The organism is Streptomyces sp. DH24 (assembly GCF_029813775.1).
Taxonomy (GTDB): domain Bacteria; phylum Actinomycetota; class Actinomycetes; order Streptomycetales; family Streptomycetaceae; genus Streptomyces.
The window spans coordinates 11,923-28,784 of the sequence record NZ_JARVKW010000043.1; the positions used below are offsets into that span (position 1 = coordinate 11,923).

General features: G+C 72.6%; 13 protein-coding genes. 4 read left to right on the forward strand and 9 right to left on the reverse strand.

Translation table 11 applies throughout. The annotated features are described in order from the left end of the window. Window positions 1-30: 30 nt before the first annotated feature. From QC282_RS26880 to QC282_RS26920, 9 genes are all read right to left on the reverse strand, one after another. Complete coding sequence (locus QC282_RS26880; protein WP_279552155.1) at window positions 31-1,044, reverse strand: ketoacyl-ACP synthase III; 1,014 nt, start codon at window positions 1,042-1,044, stop codon at window positions 31-33. Between the two features lie 155 nt (window positions 1,045-1,199). After that, window positions 1,200-2,369 carry a hydroxymethylglutaryl-CoA synthase gene (locus QC282_RS26885; RefSeq protein WP_279552156.1) on the reverse strand — a complete coding sequence of 390 codons (1,170 nt, stop codon included), beginning with the start codon at window positions 2,367-2,369 and terminating at the stop codon, window positions 1,200-1,202. 3 nt (window positions 2,370-2,372) lie between these two features. Continuing rightward, window positions 2,373-3,434, reverse strand: a complete 1,062-nt coding sequence (locus QC282_RS26890; RefSeq protein WP_279552157.1) for a hydroxymethylglutaryl-CoA reductase — start codon at window positions 3,432-3,434, stop codon at window positions 2,373-2,375. Continuing rightward, a complete protein-coding gene (gene fni, locus QC282_RS26895) occupies window positions 3,431-4,522 on the reverse strand; it encodes a type 2 isopentenyl-diphosphate Delta-isomerase (protein ID WP_279552158.1) in 1,092 nt (363 codons plus the stop codon). The genes QC282_RS26890 and fni overlap by 4 nt, the downstream gene beginning before the upstream one ends. Then, window positions 4,519-5,673: a phosphomevalonate kinase gene (locus QC282_RS26900; protein ID WP_279552159.1), complete on the reverse strand. Its 1,155-nt coding sequence runs from the start codon at window positions 5,671-5,673 to the stop codon at window positions 4,519-4,521. Before QC282_RS26900 ends, fni begins: the two co-directional genes overlap by 4 nt. After that, window positions 5,670-6,722, reverse strand: a complete 1,053-nt coding sequence (mvaD, locus tag QC282_RS26905) for a diphosphomevalonate decarboxylase (RefSeq protein WP_279552160.1) — start codon at window positions 6,720-6,722, stop codon at window positions 5,670-5,672. Before mvaD ends, QC282_RS26900 begins: the two co-directional genes overlap by 4 nt. Beyond that, window positions 6,712-7,719: a mevalonate kinase gene (gene mvk / locus QC282_RS26910; protein WP_279552161.1), complete on the reverse strand. Its 1,008-nt coding sequence runs from the start codon at window positions 7,717-7,719 to the stop codon at window positions 6,712-6,714. Before mvk ends, mvaD begins: the two co-directional genes overlap by 11 nt. A 489-nt stretch (window positions 7,720-8,208) precedes the next feature. Further along, window positions 8,209-8,394: a hypothetical protein gene (locus QC282_RS26915; RefSeq protein WP_053666114.1), complete on the reverse strand. Its 186-nt coding sequence runs from the start codon at window positions 8,392-8,394 to the stop codon at window positions 8,209-8,211. Beyond that, the gene (locus QC282_RS26920) at window positions 8,391-9,017 is read right to left on the reverse strand and encodes a hypothetical protein (protein WP_279552162.1); all 627 of its coding nucleotides are present in this window, start codon (window positions 9,015-9,017) and stop codon (window positions 8,391-8,393) included. Before QC282_RS26920 ends, QC282_RS26915 begins: the two co-directional genes overlap by 4 nt. 397 nt (window positions 9,018-9,414) lie before the next feature. On the opposite strand from QC282_RS26920, the gene QC282_RS26925 reads away from it, so the two are divergent. The 4 genes from QC282_RS26925 to QC282_RS26940 all read left to right on the forward strand — a co-directional run bounded on the left by QC282_RS26925 (window position 9,415) and on the right by QC282_RS26940 (window position 16,841). Continuing rightward, window positions 9,415-11,493, forward strand: a complete 2,079-nt coding sequence (locus tag QC282_RS26925) for an FAD/NAD(P)-binding protein (protein WP_279552187.1) — start codon at window positions 9,415-9,417, stop codon at window positions 11,491-11,493. Beyond that, the gene (gene pcaB, locus QC282_RS26930) at window positions 11,490-12,929 is read left to right on the forward strand and encodes a 3-carboxy-cis,cis-muconate cycloisomerase (RefSeq protein WP_279552163.1); all 1,440 of its coding nucleotides are present in this window, start codon (window positions 11,490-11,492) and stop codon (window positions 12,927-12,929) included. The genes QC282_RS26925 and pcaB overlap by 4 nt, the downstream gene beginning before the upstream one ends. Window positions 12,930-13,170: 241 nt before the next feature. After that, the gene (locus tag QC282_RS26935) at window positions 13,171-14,730 is read left to right on the forward strand and encodes an NAD(P)/FAD-dependent oxidoreductase (RefSeq protein WP_279552164.1); all 1,560 of its coding nucleotides are present in this window, start codon (window positions 13,171-13,173) and stop codon (window positions 14,728-14,730) included. A 407-nt stretch (window positions 14,731-15,137) separates the two neighbouring features. Then, window positions 15,138-16,841 carry a ubiquinol-cytochrome c reductase cytochrome b subunit gene (locus tag QC282_RS26940; protein WP_279552165.1) on the forward strand — a complete coding sequence of 568 codons (1,704 nt, stop codon included), beginning with the start codon at window positions 15,138-15,140 and terminating at the stop codon, window positions 16,839-16,841. The last annotated feature ends 21 nt before the right edge of the window (window positions 16,842-16,862 follow it).

The following is a 16,862-nucleotide window of genomic DNA, read 5'->3' on the forward strand; positions in this document are numbered from 1 at the left end:
TGGCGGGAAGCGGCCCTGTGCGGGCCCGCCTCACCACTGGACCAGGGCGAAACTCACGGCCATGCCACCGCCGAAGCCGGCCAGCAGGATCAGTTCGCCCGGACGGATGTCGCCCGCGCGGACGGCCGCGTCCAGGGTGATCGGGATGGAGGCGGCACCCGTGTTGCCGTAGTGCGTCACCGTCTGGTGCATGGTGGCGCGGGGCAGGGCCAGGCCCGAGAAGACCTCGTCGAGCATCACGCCGTTGGCCTGGTGCGGGACGAAGTGGTCGACGTCCGCGGCCTCCACGCCGGCCTCGTGCAGGAACGCCTTGACCAGCTGCGGCAACTGCTCCACCACGAAACGGCGCACCTCGCGCCCGTCCATCGCGAAGTACTGGAGACCGGCGTCGAGACCCGCGTGGTCCAGGGGCTGCCGGCTGCCGCCCGCGGGCACCCGGATCAGGCCCGACAGCTCGCCGAACGTGTGCAGCGCGACATGCCGCACGAACGGGCCCTCGGTGGTCGGGCCGAGGACCAGCGCGCCCGCGCCGTCCCCGAACAGCACGACCGTCCTGCGGTCCGCCGGATTCAGGATGCGCGAGTACACGTCGGCGCCGATGACCAGCGCGTAGCCGCCCCGCCGCAGGATCACGCTGCCGACCGCGGACAGCGCGAACACCGTGCCGGAACACACCGCGTTGACGTCGAACGCCGCCGTGCCGGAGGTGCCGAGGTTCTGCTGGACGTAGGCGGCCGTCGGCGGCTGCGGCCGGTCCGGCGTGGACGTGGCGACCGCGATCACGGACAGCTGCTCGGCGGTGATGCCGGCCGACTTCATCGCGGCCCGCGCCGCGGCCGTGGCCAGATCCGACGTGGCCTGGTCGGGGGTGGCCCAACGGCGTTCCCTGATCGCGGTCTTACGGGTGATCCAGGCGTCGTCGACTCCGGCCGGCCGACCGACCTCGTCGTTCGAGACGATCCGGTCCGGCACACAGGCACCCGTACCGAGGATCCTGACTTCCCTGATGGGGCTGCCGGTGCGGTAGATCGTTCCGTTGTCCATTCGGCTGCCCTCCCCTCACATGGTCGGTGATCATCTGTGCGACAAGGCCGGCGGGTGCACGGCCACGTCGGGCCCGTACGCGGGCGGCCGTGACGGGCCGCCCGCGTACGGGCCCGGAAGGTGCTCCTGGCGTGCTGTGCGGAGTCGGACCCGGCCTAGCGCTTGGCGTAGATGCGCTTGTGGCCGCTGATCCCGGCCAGCCGGAACGGGCCGCTGGTCTGCTCCGGGTTGGAGTGGTTGCCGCCGTCGGCCGGGAGCCTGTGCTCGTGCAGCGTGCGGTACTCGGCGTAGTCGACCGGCTTGCGCCGCTCGATCGCCTCGCGGTTCGCCTCGGTGCGCAGGTGCTCCCGGTACCCGGCGACGACGGTCCCCGCGAAGAACTCGGCGACCGAACCGGAGCCGTAGCTGAGGAAGCCGATCGGCCGGCCGGTCAGGTCCTCGGCCTGGTCGAGCAGCGCGGCGAGGGCGAGGTACACCGACGCGGTGTAGCTGTTGCCGGTCACCGTGTTGTAGGCCGTGGTCTGCCCGATGGCGCGGGTGATGTCGTCCTTGTCGGTGTCGTAGCCGCAGTAGTTCAGCAGGTGGCGGTGCGCCTTGTACGCCATCTTGGTGAACGGCTGGTGGTAGCAGAACGCGGCGAACTCCTCCAGCGCGCGGCCGCCCTGCTCCGTGTAGTCCTTCCAGGTGCCCTCGACGGCCTGCAGGTAGGCGCCGATCGACTCCTGCCCGTCGACCAGGGCCGCGTCGCGGTAGTTCGGCCGCCAGAAGTCCATGACGTCGGCGGTGAACAGACCCGACGGGTCCTCGATGCGCACCAGCGCCGGGTCCGCGCTGACCAGCATGGCCACCGCCGCCGCGCCCTGCGTGGCCTCACCCGGGCTGTCCAGGTCGTACTTGGAGACGTCGCTCGCGATGACGAGGACCTGCTGCGCGGGGTCGCGCCGCACCAGGCCGATGGCGAACTGCAGGGCCGCCGTCGCGCCGTAGCAGGCCTGCTTCAGCTCGACGACCCGGGTCGCCGACGGCAGCCCGATCAGGGAGTGGACGTACACGCCGGCCGCCTTGGCCTGGTCGATGGACGACTCCGTGGCGAAGACGACGGTGCGGATCCGGTCGGTGCCGTGCCGGGCGACGATCGGCGCGGCGGCCGTGGCGGCCATCGTGACGATGTCCTCGTCGGCGGCGGGCACGCTCATCGACTCCTGGCCGATGCCCACGTGGTACTTGCCGATCTCGGTGCCGTTGTGCGCGGCGAGCTCCGTGTGCGGCAGGACGAACTCCGCGGTGGCGAACGACAGATCGTGGATCCCGATGGAGATGGACATGCCCTATGCACCAACCTTTGCGGTCTTGTTTTCGCGTTCCAGCTGGACGTGCGCACGCATCAGTTCGCCCGGGTTCGTCTGCGCCGCGAGCAGGGACAGCTCACCGCACAGCACGGTCGCCGCCGCGATGACGGCGAGGCGGCGCGCGTTCTCCCCGGGCGCGCGGTCGGCCCGGCAGCCGAGCCGGGTCAGGTTCGTCTCCACGAAGCCGAGGCCCTTGCCGTTGCCCACCGTGCCCACGATCAGGTTCGGCAGCGTGCAGGCGAAGTACAGGTCGCCGTCCCGGTCCTCGGCCATGACGACGCCCTGGGAGCCCTCGACGATGTTGGCCGCGTCCTGGCCGGTGGCCAGGTAGAAGCCGAGCAGCATGTTCGCGAAGTGGGCGTTGGCCGAGCGGATGCCGCCGGCGAGCAGCGTGCCGAGCATGTTCTTGCGGATGTTCAGCTCGACGATCTTGGCGGCCGTCGTGTGCAGGACGTTCTCGACCACGTCGCGCGGCACGAGCAGTTCCGTGACCACGTTCTTGCCGCGGCCGAGGATGCCGTTGATGGCGGTGGCCTTCTTGTCGGTGCAGTAGTTGCCGGAGATCGAGGCGTAGGAGATGCCGGGGACCGTGTTCAGCAGGTGCTTGAGCAGCACGTCGGAGGCGAGGGTGGCCATGTTGTGGCCGGAGGCGTCGCCGGTGGAGAACTCGAACCGGATGAACAGCAGGTTGGCGTTGATCTCGTGCCGGATGCCGATCAGCTGGGCGAACCGGCTGCACCCGCGCACCACTTCGCGCAGCTCGTCGATGCGCGCCTCGATGGCCTGCGCTGCCGTGAACGCGGTCTGCGCGTCCGTCGCCTCCACCAGCACCGAGCGCGTCATCCGCTCGTCGACCAGCGTCGCGACGATGCCCTTCTCGGCCAGCCGGGAGACCTTCGCGCCGCGCCCCACCGACGGCCACAGCGGCGACTCGTAGGTGGCCAGCGGGACATGGGTCTCGGTCTGGGCGACGTTCCCCGAAATGCGAACGGGGCCCACCCAGCGCATGGGGACCCCGGCAATGGCGTGCGTGTCGGTCATCGTGTGCTTCCCGTCGTCTCGTGGAGGGCCCCGGCGGAGCTGGAACGCCGGGCGAGCGGCCCGGTCTCGATGCCCCGGTCGGCGCAGAACGTCCGAAGGGAGCCGTGGATCAGCAGGTCGCAGTGGCGCAGGTCGGCGGGGGTGCGCGCGCCGAGCATCGTCTGGAGCGCGGCCAGCTGGTCGAGCCAGGTGGTGAGCTGGGCGATCAGCGCGTCGACGCCGCCGTCGAGCAGCGTGCGCAGGAACCCGCCGGACGCGCCGACGCCGTTCGCGCCGAGCGCCAGGGCGCGGGCCACGTCGAGCGGGTGGCGGACCCCGCCGGAGGCCAGCAGGGGCAGGTCGACGTCCTGCGCGTCCAGCAGGCAGGCGGGGGCGGACTGGCCCCAGCCGTGCAGGAAGGCGTACTCGCCCAGCGCCCGGCGGCCGTTCTCGATGCGGGCGAAGTCGGTGCCGCCCCGGCCGCTGACGTCGGCCACGGACACGCCCAGGTTCTTCAGCGTCTCGATGGTCTGCCGGCTCAGGCCGTTGCCGACCTCCTTGACGATCACGGGGATGTCGACGGCCGCCGCGATCTTCTCGATCTGCCCGGCCCACGCGGAGAACGACCGGTCGCCCTCCGGCATCGCCGTCTCCTGCGCCGTGTTGATGTGGATCTGCAGGGCGTCGGCCCGGATCAGCTCGACGGCGCGCCACACGTTCTCGACCGTCGCGTTGGCGTTGACGTTCGCCATGACGAACCCGTCCGGATTCTCCTTGCGCAGCACGCTGAACGTGTCCGCGCAGGACGGGTCCTTGATGAAGGCGTTCATGGACCCGGACGCGATCGGTACGCCGGTCTCCCGGGCGGCGATGGCCAGGTCCCGGTTGATGATGCCGGTCTTGACGCTGCCGCCGGTCATCGCGTTGATGTAGATCGGCACCGGCCAGGAGATCCCGGCGAAGGCCGTGGCCAGGGACACGTCCTCGCGGTCGATGCCGGCCAGCGCGTGGTGCACGAACGACACCTCGTCGAACTGGTTGACCCCGCGGTGGGTGTCCTGCTGCTCGATGGCGAGCCGGACGTGGTCGTCCTTGCGTTGAGCGCTCATTCCTCGATCCCTTCCAGGGCGGGACGGATGGGCAGGGGCAGCACCCCGGCCGCGGCCCACCGTTGCCGTACTTGTGAGATGTCGCGTGACGCCTCGGCGTCCAGCAGGGCGATACCGCAGTCGCCGCCCCCCGCCCCGGAGGGCTTGGCGGCGCCGCCGACCGCCTCGGCGGCGTCGCACAGGCGCGTCAGTCTGGTCGTGAAGATGCCGAGGCCGACCTCGCCGTCCAGCCGGGCCAGTTCGGTGCGGGCCCGGCGGATCTGGCGCAGCAGGCCCTGGCTGTCGCCGGTCCCGATCGCGGTGACCGCGGCGCTCACACAGTCGTTGGTGGCCTCGACGAACCACCGGTGGGAGGCGCTGCCCCGCCAGTCGCGGCGGTGCAGGTCGGAGACGAGGGACGCGGTGGAGGCGGGCTCACCGGTCCAGCCGACCTCCAGGGACAGGCCCTCGGGCACCGGGAGCCTGCGCACCTCGTGGCCCGGCCAGGGCGCGCCGAGCGTCCGGTCGACGCCCAGGCGCCGGGCCAGGTCGAGCACGAAGGCACGGTCGGGCGCGCGGTAGGCGATCCAGCCGCCCCAGGTGCTGGCGGCGAGGTCGCCGCCGGAGCCCTTGGGGTCGAGCCGCGCCGTGGCGAGCATGGCCAGCCGGTACCGCTCGTCGGCCGACAGCTCCAGGCCGCTGAAGGACGCCACGGCCGCGACGGTCGCCACGGTCACCGCGCCGCTGGAACCCAGCCCGTACTTGCGGCCGTTGTCGTGCAGCCGGCTGCCGACCGAGACGCTCAGCGCGGGCACGGGAAGTCCGCGTTCGGTCAGCAGCCGGCCCACGGTCTCGATCGCCGACGCGACGTAGGCCAGGCCCTTGCCCGCCTGCTGTGCGGCGTCCGCGCCGCAGACGACGAGGCGGCCCTCGTGCCAGCGCCAGGGCACCGCCCGCGCACCGAGGAGGTCGGAGGAGATCACGACGTCGGCCTCACCGGGCCCGGCCACGTCCCCGGTGCCGGACACGGTGACGCCGACGTGCCGGTCGACGGCCACCAGGATCGCCGGGTTCCCCGGGTCCACCACGGCGTACTCGCCCGCGACGAACAGCTTGCCCGGCGCGTGCCGGACGACCGTGCGCTGCCGGGTCGTCGTCCGCTGCGGCGTCATCGTCCGCCCTCGTCCAGCAGCCGGGCGCCGGGGCCCGGTCCGGCGACGAGCACCGTGCTGTCCGGTGCGGCGTCGCGTACCGCCTCGGCCACCCGCTGGGCGTCCGCGCGCCGGCACAGCACCTTCACGTTGGGCCCGGCGTCCATGGTCGCGTAGGCGGCGACGCCGTCCCGCCGGAGGTCCAGCACCCGGTCGAGCACCGTGACCGTCGCCGGCGACAGGTACCGCACGGCGGGCCGCGCCGCCAGCATGGTCGCGTGCATGCCGAGCGCGTTGCGTTCCGCGATCTCGCCCACCGCCTCCAGGTCGCCCCGCGACAGCGCCGCCCGCATGTCCGTCAGGTCGTCCTTGCTGGAGGCGGCCCACGGCCGGTACAGCGGCGAGGTGTCGACGGTGCGGCGCATGGCCTCGCGGCTGGAGACGGGCTTGGGCCCGGCGTTGACCACGGCGATGACCAGCGCGGGGTCGATGTCGGCGGTGGGCACCGGCTCGGCGTAGGAGCCGAGGTCGGCGTCGGCGCCGGCGGTGTCCGGGCCGGCGTGCCAGACGGCGAAGCCGCCGAAGAGGGACCGGGAGGCCGACCCGGAGCCGCGCCGGGCCAGGCGGGACAGCGCGGTGGCGTCCAGGTCGAGCCCGTACGCCGCGGCGGCGGCCACGGCGAGCGCGGCGAACCCGCTGGCGGAGGACGCCAGACCGGCCCCGGTGGGCACGGTGTTCTCGGTGTCGACGACGGCCCGTTCCCGGCTGCCGGCCGTCTCCCGCACCAGGTCGAGGAACGCGGTGATGCGGCGGCCCGCCTCGCCCGTCGCGGGGGCGCCGTTGAGCGTCACCCGGTCCTGCCCGGCCTCGGGGGCGAGCCGGACCCGGGTGGTCGTCGGGAAGACGTCCAGCGTCATCGACAGGCTGTCGGTGACGGGCAGGATCAGGCGTTCGTCGCGCTTGCCCCAGTACTTGATCAGCGCGATGTTCGGGTGCGCGACCGCGGTGGCGGTGGTGGAGCCGTCCTGCTCCAGCGGTGCGAGCACGGCGGTCGGGTGTTCACGGCGCATGGTTGTCGAGCCCCTTCAGCGGTACGACCCAGGTCTGTACGGCCCCGGCCTCGTGCAGCCGCCGGGTGACCTCCCGGGCCTGCTCCGGCTGGGCCAGTGCGATCAGGCAGCCGCCCAGGCCACCGCCGGTGATCTTGGCGCCGAGGCTGCCGGCGCTCAGCGCGGCGTCGACCAGGGCCTCGATGCGGTCGGTGCTCAGACCGGCCGCGCGCAGCAGTTCGTGGTATTCGGTGAGCCGCGTGCCGAGCTCCTTCGCCCGGCCGTCGGCGAGGTCCTGCCGGGCCGCCTCGGTCAGCTCGGTCGCCGTGCGGACGAAGGCCTCCTGGGCGCCGGGCCGGCTGCGGAACCCGGCCCGCAGCAGTTCGACGGCTTCCCTGGTGCTGCCCATCTCGCCGCTGTCCGCGACGATGAACAGGCCGTCGCAGCCGAGCTTGAGCGGCTCGGTGCGGCCCGCCCGGAACAGCAGCGGGCGGGAGGCGCCGACGGCCTTGGCGTCGACGCCGCTGGCCCTGCCGTGCGCCATGTTCTCGGACGTCTGCACCAGGTCGAACGCGGTGCTCTCGGTCAGCTTGCGGCCGACGAGGTCGGCGAGGGCGAAGGCGATGGCGCGCGAACTCGCCGCGCTGGAGCCCAGACCCCGGCCGTGCGGGATGGCGCCGTCGAGGATCACGTCGAGGTGCGGCCCGCCGGTGATGCCCATCCGCGCCTTGAACTCCGCGGTCAGCCGGCGCAGGCCGTCGGAGGCCTGCGTCACCATCGCCCGCGAGGGGGAACCCGTCATCGTGTAGGACAGGTCGCCCTGGCTGTCGGGGGCGTGGGAGGACCACCCGGCGCTTGCCGTGACCGTGAGCTGCGGAATGGGGAGAGCGAGCGCCGGAGCTCCGTAGACGACCGCGTGCTCTCCCAGCAGGATCGCCTTGGCGTGCGCGCGGCCGATACCGACCGAGCGGGCCCGGCGGCTCTCTGTTACCCCCTCCGCTGAGGTCGGTAGAGTCAACGCACTCAGCTCCCTTTGTTCTCTACTGAAATGGGAAAAGGCGCCGGTGCGGTGCAGCCGGCGCGGTGAAGACGAGCAAAAAGCGGTGAGCGGCAAAAGGTGACGCAGTGAAGGTGATGTGCTGAAAGGCCGACGCGGGACGTCGGACGGCACGGAGCGTCGACCGGCGCACGCAGCAGGGGTTTCACCGGTCGGGCATCGACGCGCCGAGCACCCGGGCGCGTGGTCGGACCGGTGCGGTGTGGGGGGTGGTGTCGTACGCGCTGGACGCGGTCAGTCCTCGCACGAGAGGGCGGGTACGACACGCGATCCGCTGCCCCGCAGCAACTTTTGGGCAGGGGAGACGTGGGTGAATAGTGACACGGTGGCCACCACCACGCCAACACCGCCTGGAAGTGACGTGGGTCACTTCCAGGCGGTGTTCCGGGAACGCAGCACCGCCGCGGCTGCCAGGGGCAGCCGCGGCGGGCACGTCGGACGGGGACCGGGTCAGGGCCGGCGCTGGAGGGCTATCTCCGTCAGCTCCTCGATGTCGAACTCCGAGCGGCGGTGCGGTGCGCCGTAGCGCGTGATCTTCCCGCGACTGACCCACTTGCGGATCGTCGCTTCGGACACCCCCACGGCGAGTGCGGCCACTTTCGTGGGAACGAGCCGGTGGCTCGGTGGCTTGATCATGCGTTGACACCCTTTCGCTGCCGCTCCATGAGTTTCCTGAGACTGAGCCACTCGCACATTTCCCATGAATGTCCTGAGGAGCAGGTGATCCTGCTGCTTCCCGCCCGCCCGATTCCCGGCGGGGCGCTGATCGTTCCCGGGCAGTTGTCCACGACGCACTGTCTGATCAGCGTGTGGAGAGTGCTGGGTTCAGGATCTATGGTCCGGCGCAATTCCTCGACGAGCCCTTCGATCTCGTCCGCGAAGTCGGCGGCCGGGGGCTGGCCGAGGAGCCAGTCCAGATGCAGCGTCAGGAACTGCGCCAGGGCGGGAACCGTACGCGCCGGTGCGGCTGTTGCGAGCTTTTCCACCACCATTCCGGACCATGACTCCAAAAGGGCGAGGATGTTGTGGCGGGCGTCGAGCACGGAGATGTCCAGGTAGTCCCTGCTGCGGCTGCCCGAGACCTTGGTCGGATTGGTTCGCCGGCCCGTCGGCGCCACCTGGTGCAGGCATTCCCGGTGCAGTACGGGGAGTGCACGGAGATTGCGTTTCACTCCCTTGACGCAGGGAGCGCAGAGGGCGGATCCGGCGGCGGCGCGACTTTCCTGAGTGTGGTTTCTCGGGCATGGATGGGACTTCATCGAAGCTCCTTCACGAGGCGTCTCGCCCCCACGACCGCTGTACATCACATGCAAATCCCGTGCACATTGCGGCAGTTGGCTCTGTGCTCTGGTCCGGTGAGGCTGCTGCGTCGGCCCCGGGCGAACAGTCCTATTACCCGACCGGTGACTCGAGTCCCGATACAGCCTCGTTCGGGACCGGCTTCCCGACCCGATCCGCACCTGTTCTCCAGGCCGCTTCCACCCGGAACCGAGCTGCGGTTGAGCCCTTGGCCCGACGGTTGCCGAGGAAGGAGGAACTGTGGACGAATTGCACGGAGGCGAACGCGCGGTGCGCGCCGGACTCCCCGCAGGGCCGCACTCGACGGCGGTCGCTCAGTTTTCCCCGGGTGAGGTGTTCGCGGGCGGACACCCGAACATCAGCACCTCCGCCCCGCCGGCCGGGGCAGGCACCGCGGCACACCTGGAGGTGTGCGTCGTCGGCGCCGGTCCCCGGGGCCTTTCCGTACTGGAGAGGCTCTGTGCGCAGGAACGGAAGTCGCCCCGCTGGGACACCGTCACCGTGCATGTCGTCGACCCCGACCCACCGGGCGCGGGACGCGTGTGGCGCCCCACCCAGTCCCGGCACCTGCTGATGAACACCGTCGCCTGCCAGGTGACCGTCTACACCGACGCCAGCGTCCGCATCGACGGACCGCTGGAGGAGGGGCCGAGCCTGTACCAGTGGGCCAAGGCCGTCGAGTCGGGCGCGCTGGAGACCGGCCCGGACACCGCCTGGCCCGACGAGGTCGTCACCGAGGCACGCGCCCTCGGCCCCGACTCCTACCCCACCCGCGCCCTCTACGGCTGCTACCTGACCTGGGCGTTCCGGCAGGTCGTGGCGAACACCGCCGCCCACGTGACCGTACGCACCCACCCGGTGCGCGCCGTCGCCCTGGAGGACGCGGACGCCGCGAGCGGGCACGGCGGGCCCCAGACGGTCGTCCTGGAGGACGGCACCCGGCTCACCGGCCTGTCCGCCGTCGTGCTCGCCCAGGGCCACGTCCCGGTCCGGCCCACCGGCACCGAACGCGAACTGGCCGACTTCGCCACCCGGCACGAGCTGACCTACGTGCCGCCCGCCAACCCGGCCGACGTCGACCTGTCCGGCATCCAGCCCGGCGAGAGCGTGCTGCTGCGCGGGCTCGGGCTCAACTTCTTCGACTACATGGCCCTGTTCACCCGCGGCCGCGGCGGCGTCTTCACCCGCGTCGACGGCCGCCTGGTCTACCGGCCCTCGGGCCGCGAACCCCGCCTGTACGCCGGCTCCCGGCGCGGCGTGCCCTACCAGGCGCGCGGCGAGAACGAGAAGGGCGCCCACGGCCGCCACTTCCCCCGGCTCCTGACCGCCGGATACATCGCGCGGCTGCGCGCCCGCGACACCCGCAGCGCGGCCATCGACTTCGCCGCCGACCTGTGGCCGCTCATCTCCAAGGAGGTGTGCGCCGTCTACTACACGGCACTGCTCGCGGCCCGCGGCGAACCCGGCACGCTCACCGAGGAGTTCACCGAGCGGTACCTGCACGCCGAACCCGGCGCGGCCGAGGACCGCGTCCTCGACGAGGCGGGCATCGACGCGGCCGAACGCTGGGACTGGGACCTCGTCGCCCGCCCCTACGGCCACCGCGCCTTCCGCGACCTGGCCGCCTTCCGCACCTGGCTGCGCGGCCACCTCGACGAGGACGTCCGCCTGGCCCGCCAGGGCAACGTCAGCGGACCCGTCAAGGCCGCGCTCGACGTCCTGCGGGACCTGCGCAACGAGCTGCGGCTCGCCGTCGACCACGCCGGCCTGACCGCCGACTCCCACCGCGACGACCTCGACCGCTGGTACACACCGCTCAACGCCTACCTGTCCATCGGCCCGCCGGCGTCCCGCATCGAGGAGATGGCCGCGCTCATGGACGCCGGCGTCCTCGACGTCACCGGCCCCGGCCTGCGCGTCACCGCCGACGCCCGCGACTCCCTCGGCCCCTGCTTCGCCGGTACGTCGAGCCAGATACCGGACGTGCGGGTGCGCGCCACCGTCCTCATCGAGGCCCGGCTGCCCGAGATCGACCTGCGGCGCACCGCCGACCCGCTGATGGGCCGGCTGCTGCGCACCGGGCAGTGCCGCCCGTACCGCATCCCCGGCGCACCGGACACCGGCGACGGCCGCGGAGGCGGCGCCGGCTACGAGACCGGCGGCCTCGCCGTGTCCGAGCGGCCCTACCACCTGATCGACGCCCGGGGCGAACCACACCCCCGGCGCTTCGCCTACGGGGTGCCCACCGAGTCCGTCCACTGGGTGACCGCCGCGGGCATCAGACCCGGCGTCGGCTCCGTCACCCTGGAGGACTCCGACGCCATCGCGGCGGCCGTCCTCGCCCTGCCGCCGGCCACGCCGCAGCCCGCGCCCCGCCCGGTCACGGGGCGCACCACCGCCCCGCTCAGCATTCCGAACGCGAAGGCAAACGCATGACGTTCCGCCACGAACCCGAGCCGCCCGGACCGCTGCCCGCCCACGTCGACGCGGGGCTGCTGTCACCGGTCCGGGCGGGCACCCCCGTCGAGGCGGCCGTGGGCGACACCGCGTGGCTCCAGGCGATGCTCGACGCGGAGGCGGCCCTGGCCCGCGCCCAGGCCCGCTGCGGCACGGTCCCCGCACGTGCGGCGGCCTACATCACGGCCGCCGCCCGCGCGGAACTGCTCGACGTACGCGAACTCGCCCTGGCCGCGCGGGAGACCGCGAACCCGGTCGTCGGCCTGGTCAAGGCACTGACCGCGGTCGTCGCCGAACGCTCACCGGCCGCCGCCGAATACGTGCACCGCGGCTCGACCAGCCAGGACGTCCTCGACACCGGCGCCATGCTGGTGGCCCAGCGCGCGCTGCGGCTGACCGTCGCCGACCTGCGGGCCGTGGCCGCGGCCCTGGCCGACCTCGCGGCCACGCACCGGGACACCGTCATGGCGGGCCGCACCCTCGCCCTGCACGCCGTACCCACGACGTTCGGGCTCAAGGCGGCCGGCTGGCGCCAGCTGGTCCTGGACGCGGCCGAACGCCTCGACCGCGTCGCCCGCGGCGGACTGCCGGTGTCGCTCGGCGGCGCGGCCGGAACCCTCGCCGGCTACCTCCAGTACGCCGGTGAGGACGCCGACCCCGCGGCCGTCCTGGACGAACTCGGCGCCGCCTTCGCCGACGAGACCGGCCTGGCCGTGCCCGCCCTGCCCTGGCACGCCCTGCGCACTCCCGTCGCCGACCTCGGCGCCGCCCTCGCCCACACGGCCGGGGCACTCGGCAAGATCGCCGCGGACGTCCTGGTGCTCACCCGTACCGAGGTCGGCGAAGTGGCCGAGCCCGCGGTCGCCGGGCGGGGCGCCTCCTCCGCGATGCCGCACAAGCGCAACCCGGTGCTCGCCACCATGATCCGGTCGGCGTCCGTGCAGGTGCCCGCGCTGGCCGCCGTACTGACGCAGTGCCTGGTCACCGAGGACGAGCGCTCGGCCGGCATGTGGCACGCCGAGTGGCAGCCGCTGCGCGAGGCCCTGCGGCTCACCGGCGGCGCCGCGCACACCGCCGTCGAACTCGTGCGGGGGCTCACCGTCCGCCCCGAGCGGATGCGCGCCAACCTGGAGGCGACCGGCGGACAGCTCGTCTCGGAGCGGGTATCGGCCGTTCTGGCGCCGCGCATCGGCAAGACCGCCGCGAAGGAACTGCTCACCCAGGCCTCGCTGCTCGCCGCCACGACCGGCCGGCCGTTGGCCGACGTACTGGCCGAACTCCCGCAACTCGCGGGCGCGTTGAGCCGGGGCGAGGCCGCCGCCCTGCTCGACCCGGACGGCTACACCGGCGTCGCCGGACCCCTGGTGGACCGGGCGCTCACCGCACCGGGACGCGTACGCGCCGCGGCGCCGTGACCCGACCGCCCGCCGCGGCAGGCCCGCGGCGGGCGGCCCCGGGCCGCGCGGGAAGCGGACGGGGCCCCTGGGGTACCGTGCTGCTCCCCGCGCCCCGCTCCCACGGCTCAAGACTCCCTCGCGGGCGCCTCGACAGCCCCTCGAACTCCCGCCTCGGACAGGCCGAACAACACCCGTCCGGGTGACCGCTCCCCGCATGATGCAAGGACAACGCACAGGGAGGGCGGGCGAGTTGGGCGAGATGACGCACGATGCGCACAGTGCCGGCGGAGCTGCCGGTGGCCACGGCCACGCGGTGGTCATCGGCTCCAGTCTCGCCGGTCTGACCGCGGCGCGGGCCCTGGCCAACTTCATGGACCGGGTCACCGTGATCGAGCGCGACTGGGTGCCACGCGGACCCGGCAGACGCCGGGGCGTGCCCCAGGCGCGCCACACGCACGGCCTCACCACCGCCGCCCAGCACGGCCTGGAGCAGCTGTTCCCCGGCATCGTCAAGGAACTCACCGGCGCCGGGGCGGTCCTCGTCCGCATGACCGAGGACATGCTGCTGCTCGGCCCGGGCGGATGGCTGCCCCGCGCGGACTGCGACCTGACGACGCTCAGCGCCAGCCGCGACCTCATGGACGCGCTGATACGCGACCGGCTGCGCGCCGACCCCAGAGTGACCTTCCTGCAGAAGCACGAGGCCCTCTCCCTGGAACCCGGCCGCCAGGACACCGTCACCGGAGTCTGGGTGCGCGCCCGGGACCCCAAAGCGCCCGACGGCTGGGGCACCCGGCACCTGCTCACCGCCGACTTCGTCGTGGACGCCACCGGACGCGGCTCGCGCGCCCCCCAGTGGCTCGCCGAACTCGGCTACGCGCCACCCCGTGAAACGGTCGTCGACGCCCGCACCGCCTTCGCCACCGCCGTGTTCGCGCCGCCCGTCGGCCACGTCGCCGACTGGAAGAGCCTGCTGCTGATGCCCGCGTCCGGCCACCCGGCCCAGGGCATGCTCAACCCCATCGAGGGCGGCCGCTGGTCGGTGTCGGTCTGCGCCGGCGACGGCGGACGCCCGCCGGCCGACCACGCCGAACTGCTGCGCGCCGCGGGCACCCTGCGCGACCCCCTGCTGCGCGACGTCCTGGAGGCCGCCACACCGCTCGGCCCCGTCTACAGCTGCGGCCCCACCGGCAACCGCTGGCGCCACTACGAGAAACTGCGCCGCTGGCCGGACCAGTTCCTCGTCGTCGGCGACGCCTTCGCCGCCCTCGACCCGGCCCACGGCCAGGGCATGACGGCCGCGGTGCAGTGCGCCCTCGTCCTCGACCAGATGCTGGCCGCCCACGGCACCGCCGTCGGCCTCGGCTACCGCTTACGCAGGGCCATCGCCCACCGGCTGGCCCCCGCCTGGCAGGCGAGCACCCGCGCGCTGCGCGCCGCACAGGGGGACCAGAACCAGGACCGGCAGGCCGGATGGCGGGCCCGGCTCGGCAGCCGGTACGCGGCCCGGCTCGCCGCCGCCGCGACCACCGACCCCTGCGCGGCGACCCTGCTCCTCCAACAGCTCCAGGCCGCCGCCCCGCCCGCCGCGGCACTGCGGCCCTCGGCGATCCGCGCCGCCCTCCGAGGGCCCCGCGGCCCCGTCCCGGCGGGCCCGCCCAGCACCACCCACGGCCCGAACGCCCGCCGGCGCCGCGCCGTCGCACCGGAAGCGCCCGCCATCGGTGTCTCCACCGGCTCCGCCCGCTGGAGACCCGCCACCGGCTCCTCGGCCCAGTGGCCGACCACCGCGTCCGCCTGTGACCGGCGACAGCCATGACCTCCGCCGCCGCATCACCCGGCAGCCGCACCCGGCCGCAGGCCGCACAGCGCACAGTCCTACGCTTCCCTCATGACAAAAGCGAATCAACTGGCGCCTGCAGAGGCGGACTTGAGAGACGTGCTTCCGCACGGCGCTCACAACAGGCCCGCGTCCTGTGCCCAGTTGAGCAAGAAGAGGGGCGACATGCACTCTGCTGACTCGCAACTCGCTCGAGAAAGACTTGAGTTGAAACCACACTTAGGCTTGAGGGCGGTTGTCCGGCCACGACGTGCGTCGATAGCGTTCCAGCTGCTCCAAGGCACGGGCCCGCTGGCGCCGCGGCAGGCCACCCCGAGCACCGACCACGTACCGGCCGGATCGGGTGTGTCTGTGACGATCGAGCGGCGAGGGGAGGGTGCGCGGGTATGAGCACGACCGAAACTGCGCCGCCGGGTGCGCGCACCGAGGCGTCGAAGGGCGTTCGCATCGCCGACTGGGCGGACGGACGGCTCGGGATCTACCACTTCCGGTTCCTGGTCCGCAAGGTCTTTCCCGACCACTGGACGTTCATGTTCGGTGAGATCGCGCTCTACAGCTTCATCATGCTGTTGCTCACCGGTTTCTGGCTCACCATGTTCTTCGACCCGAGCATGACGGAAACCGTCTACGAGGGGTCCTACGCCCCGCTGCACGGCATCCACATGTCGCGGGCCTACGAGTCCACGATCGAGATCACCTTCGACGTGCGCGGCGGCCTGCTGATCCGGCAGCTGCACCACTGGTCGGCCCTGGTGATGATCGGCGCCCTGTGCATCCACACGCTGCGGCACTTCCTCACCGGTTCGTTCCGCAAGCCGCGTGAGGCCAACTGGCTGATCGGCTTCACGCTCCTCGTCCTGGTCACCCTGGAGGGCTTCGTCGGGTACTCGCTCCCCGACGACCTGCTCTCGGGCACCGGCCTGCGCATCGCCGAGGGCGTCACCCTCGCCATCCCGCTGGTCGGCACGTACCTGACGATGTTCCTGTTCGGCGGCGAGTACCCGGGTCACGACGTGATCGGCCGGTTCTACAGCTTCCACATCCTGCTGCTGCCGGGCATCATCCTCGCCCTGGTCACCGTCCACCTGATCCTGGTCTTCTACCACAAGCACACCCAGTTCAGGGGCCCCGCGCGCACCGAGCAGAACGTCGTCGGCCAGCCCCTGATGCCGCACTACACGGCCAAGGCCGGCGGCTTCTTCTTCCTGGTCACCGGTCTGCTGGCGCTCCTCGCCGGCATCGCCCAGATCAACCCGGTGTGGCGCTACGGCCCCTACCGCGCCGACCAGATCTCCCAGGGTTCGCAGCCCGACTGGTACATGGGCTTCCTGGAGGGTGCCCTGCGCGCCATGCCCGCCTGGGAGTTCGTCCTGCCCGGCGGCTACACCGTCAACATGGGCGTGCTGCTCCCGGCCGTCGTCCTGCCCACGGTGATGATGGCGGTGATCGCCCTGTGGCCGTTCCTGGAGGCCTGGGTCACCGGGGACACCCGGGAGCACCACCTCCTCGACCGGCCGCGCGACCACCCCACGCGGACCGCGTTCGGCATCGCGTTCGTCTCCCTGTACCTGGTGCTGTTCTTCGGCGGCGCCAACGACGTCCTGGCCGAACGGTTCCACCTCTCGCTGAACGGCATCACCTGGGCGGTACGGATCGGCGTCTTCGTGGTCCCGGCGCTCACGTACGTCATCACCAAGCGGATCTGCCTCGCCCTGCAGCGGCGGGAGCGCGACAAGCTCCTGCACGGCCGCGAGACCGGACGGATCCGCAGGCTGCCGCACGGCGAGTTCGTCGAGGTGCACGAGCCGCTCGACCGCTGGCATCAGTACACCCTGCTGGCCAGGGAGGACTACAAGCCCCTGCCGGTGCCCGAGGCCGAACACAACGGCGTGCCCAACCCGCGGTTCCGCAAGGAGATGCTGCGCTACAAGCTCAGCCGCTGGCTGTACGGCGGACAGATCCCGAAGCCGACACCGCAGGAGCTGGAGCACGCGGCCCTGGAGCACGGCGACCACTCGCCCAACGGACACGTGGCGATCGGCGCGCAGCGCTCCGCCGAGGGCCGGGAGTCGGACCAGGCGCTGAACTGACCCGGCACAGCAGAGGGCCGG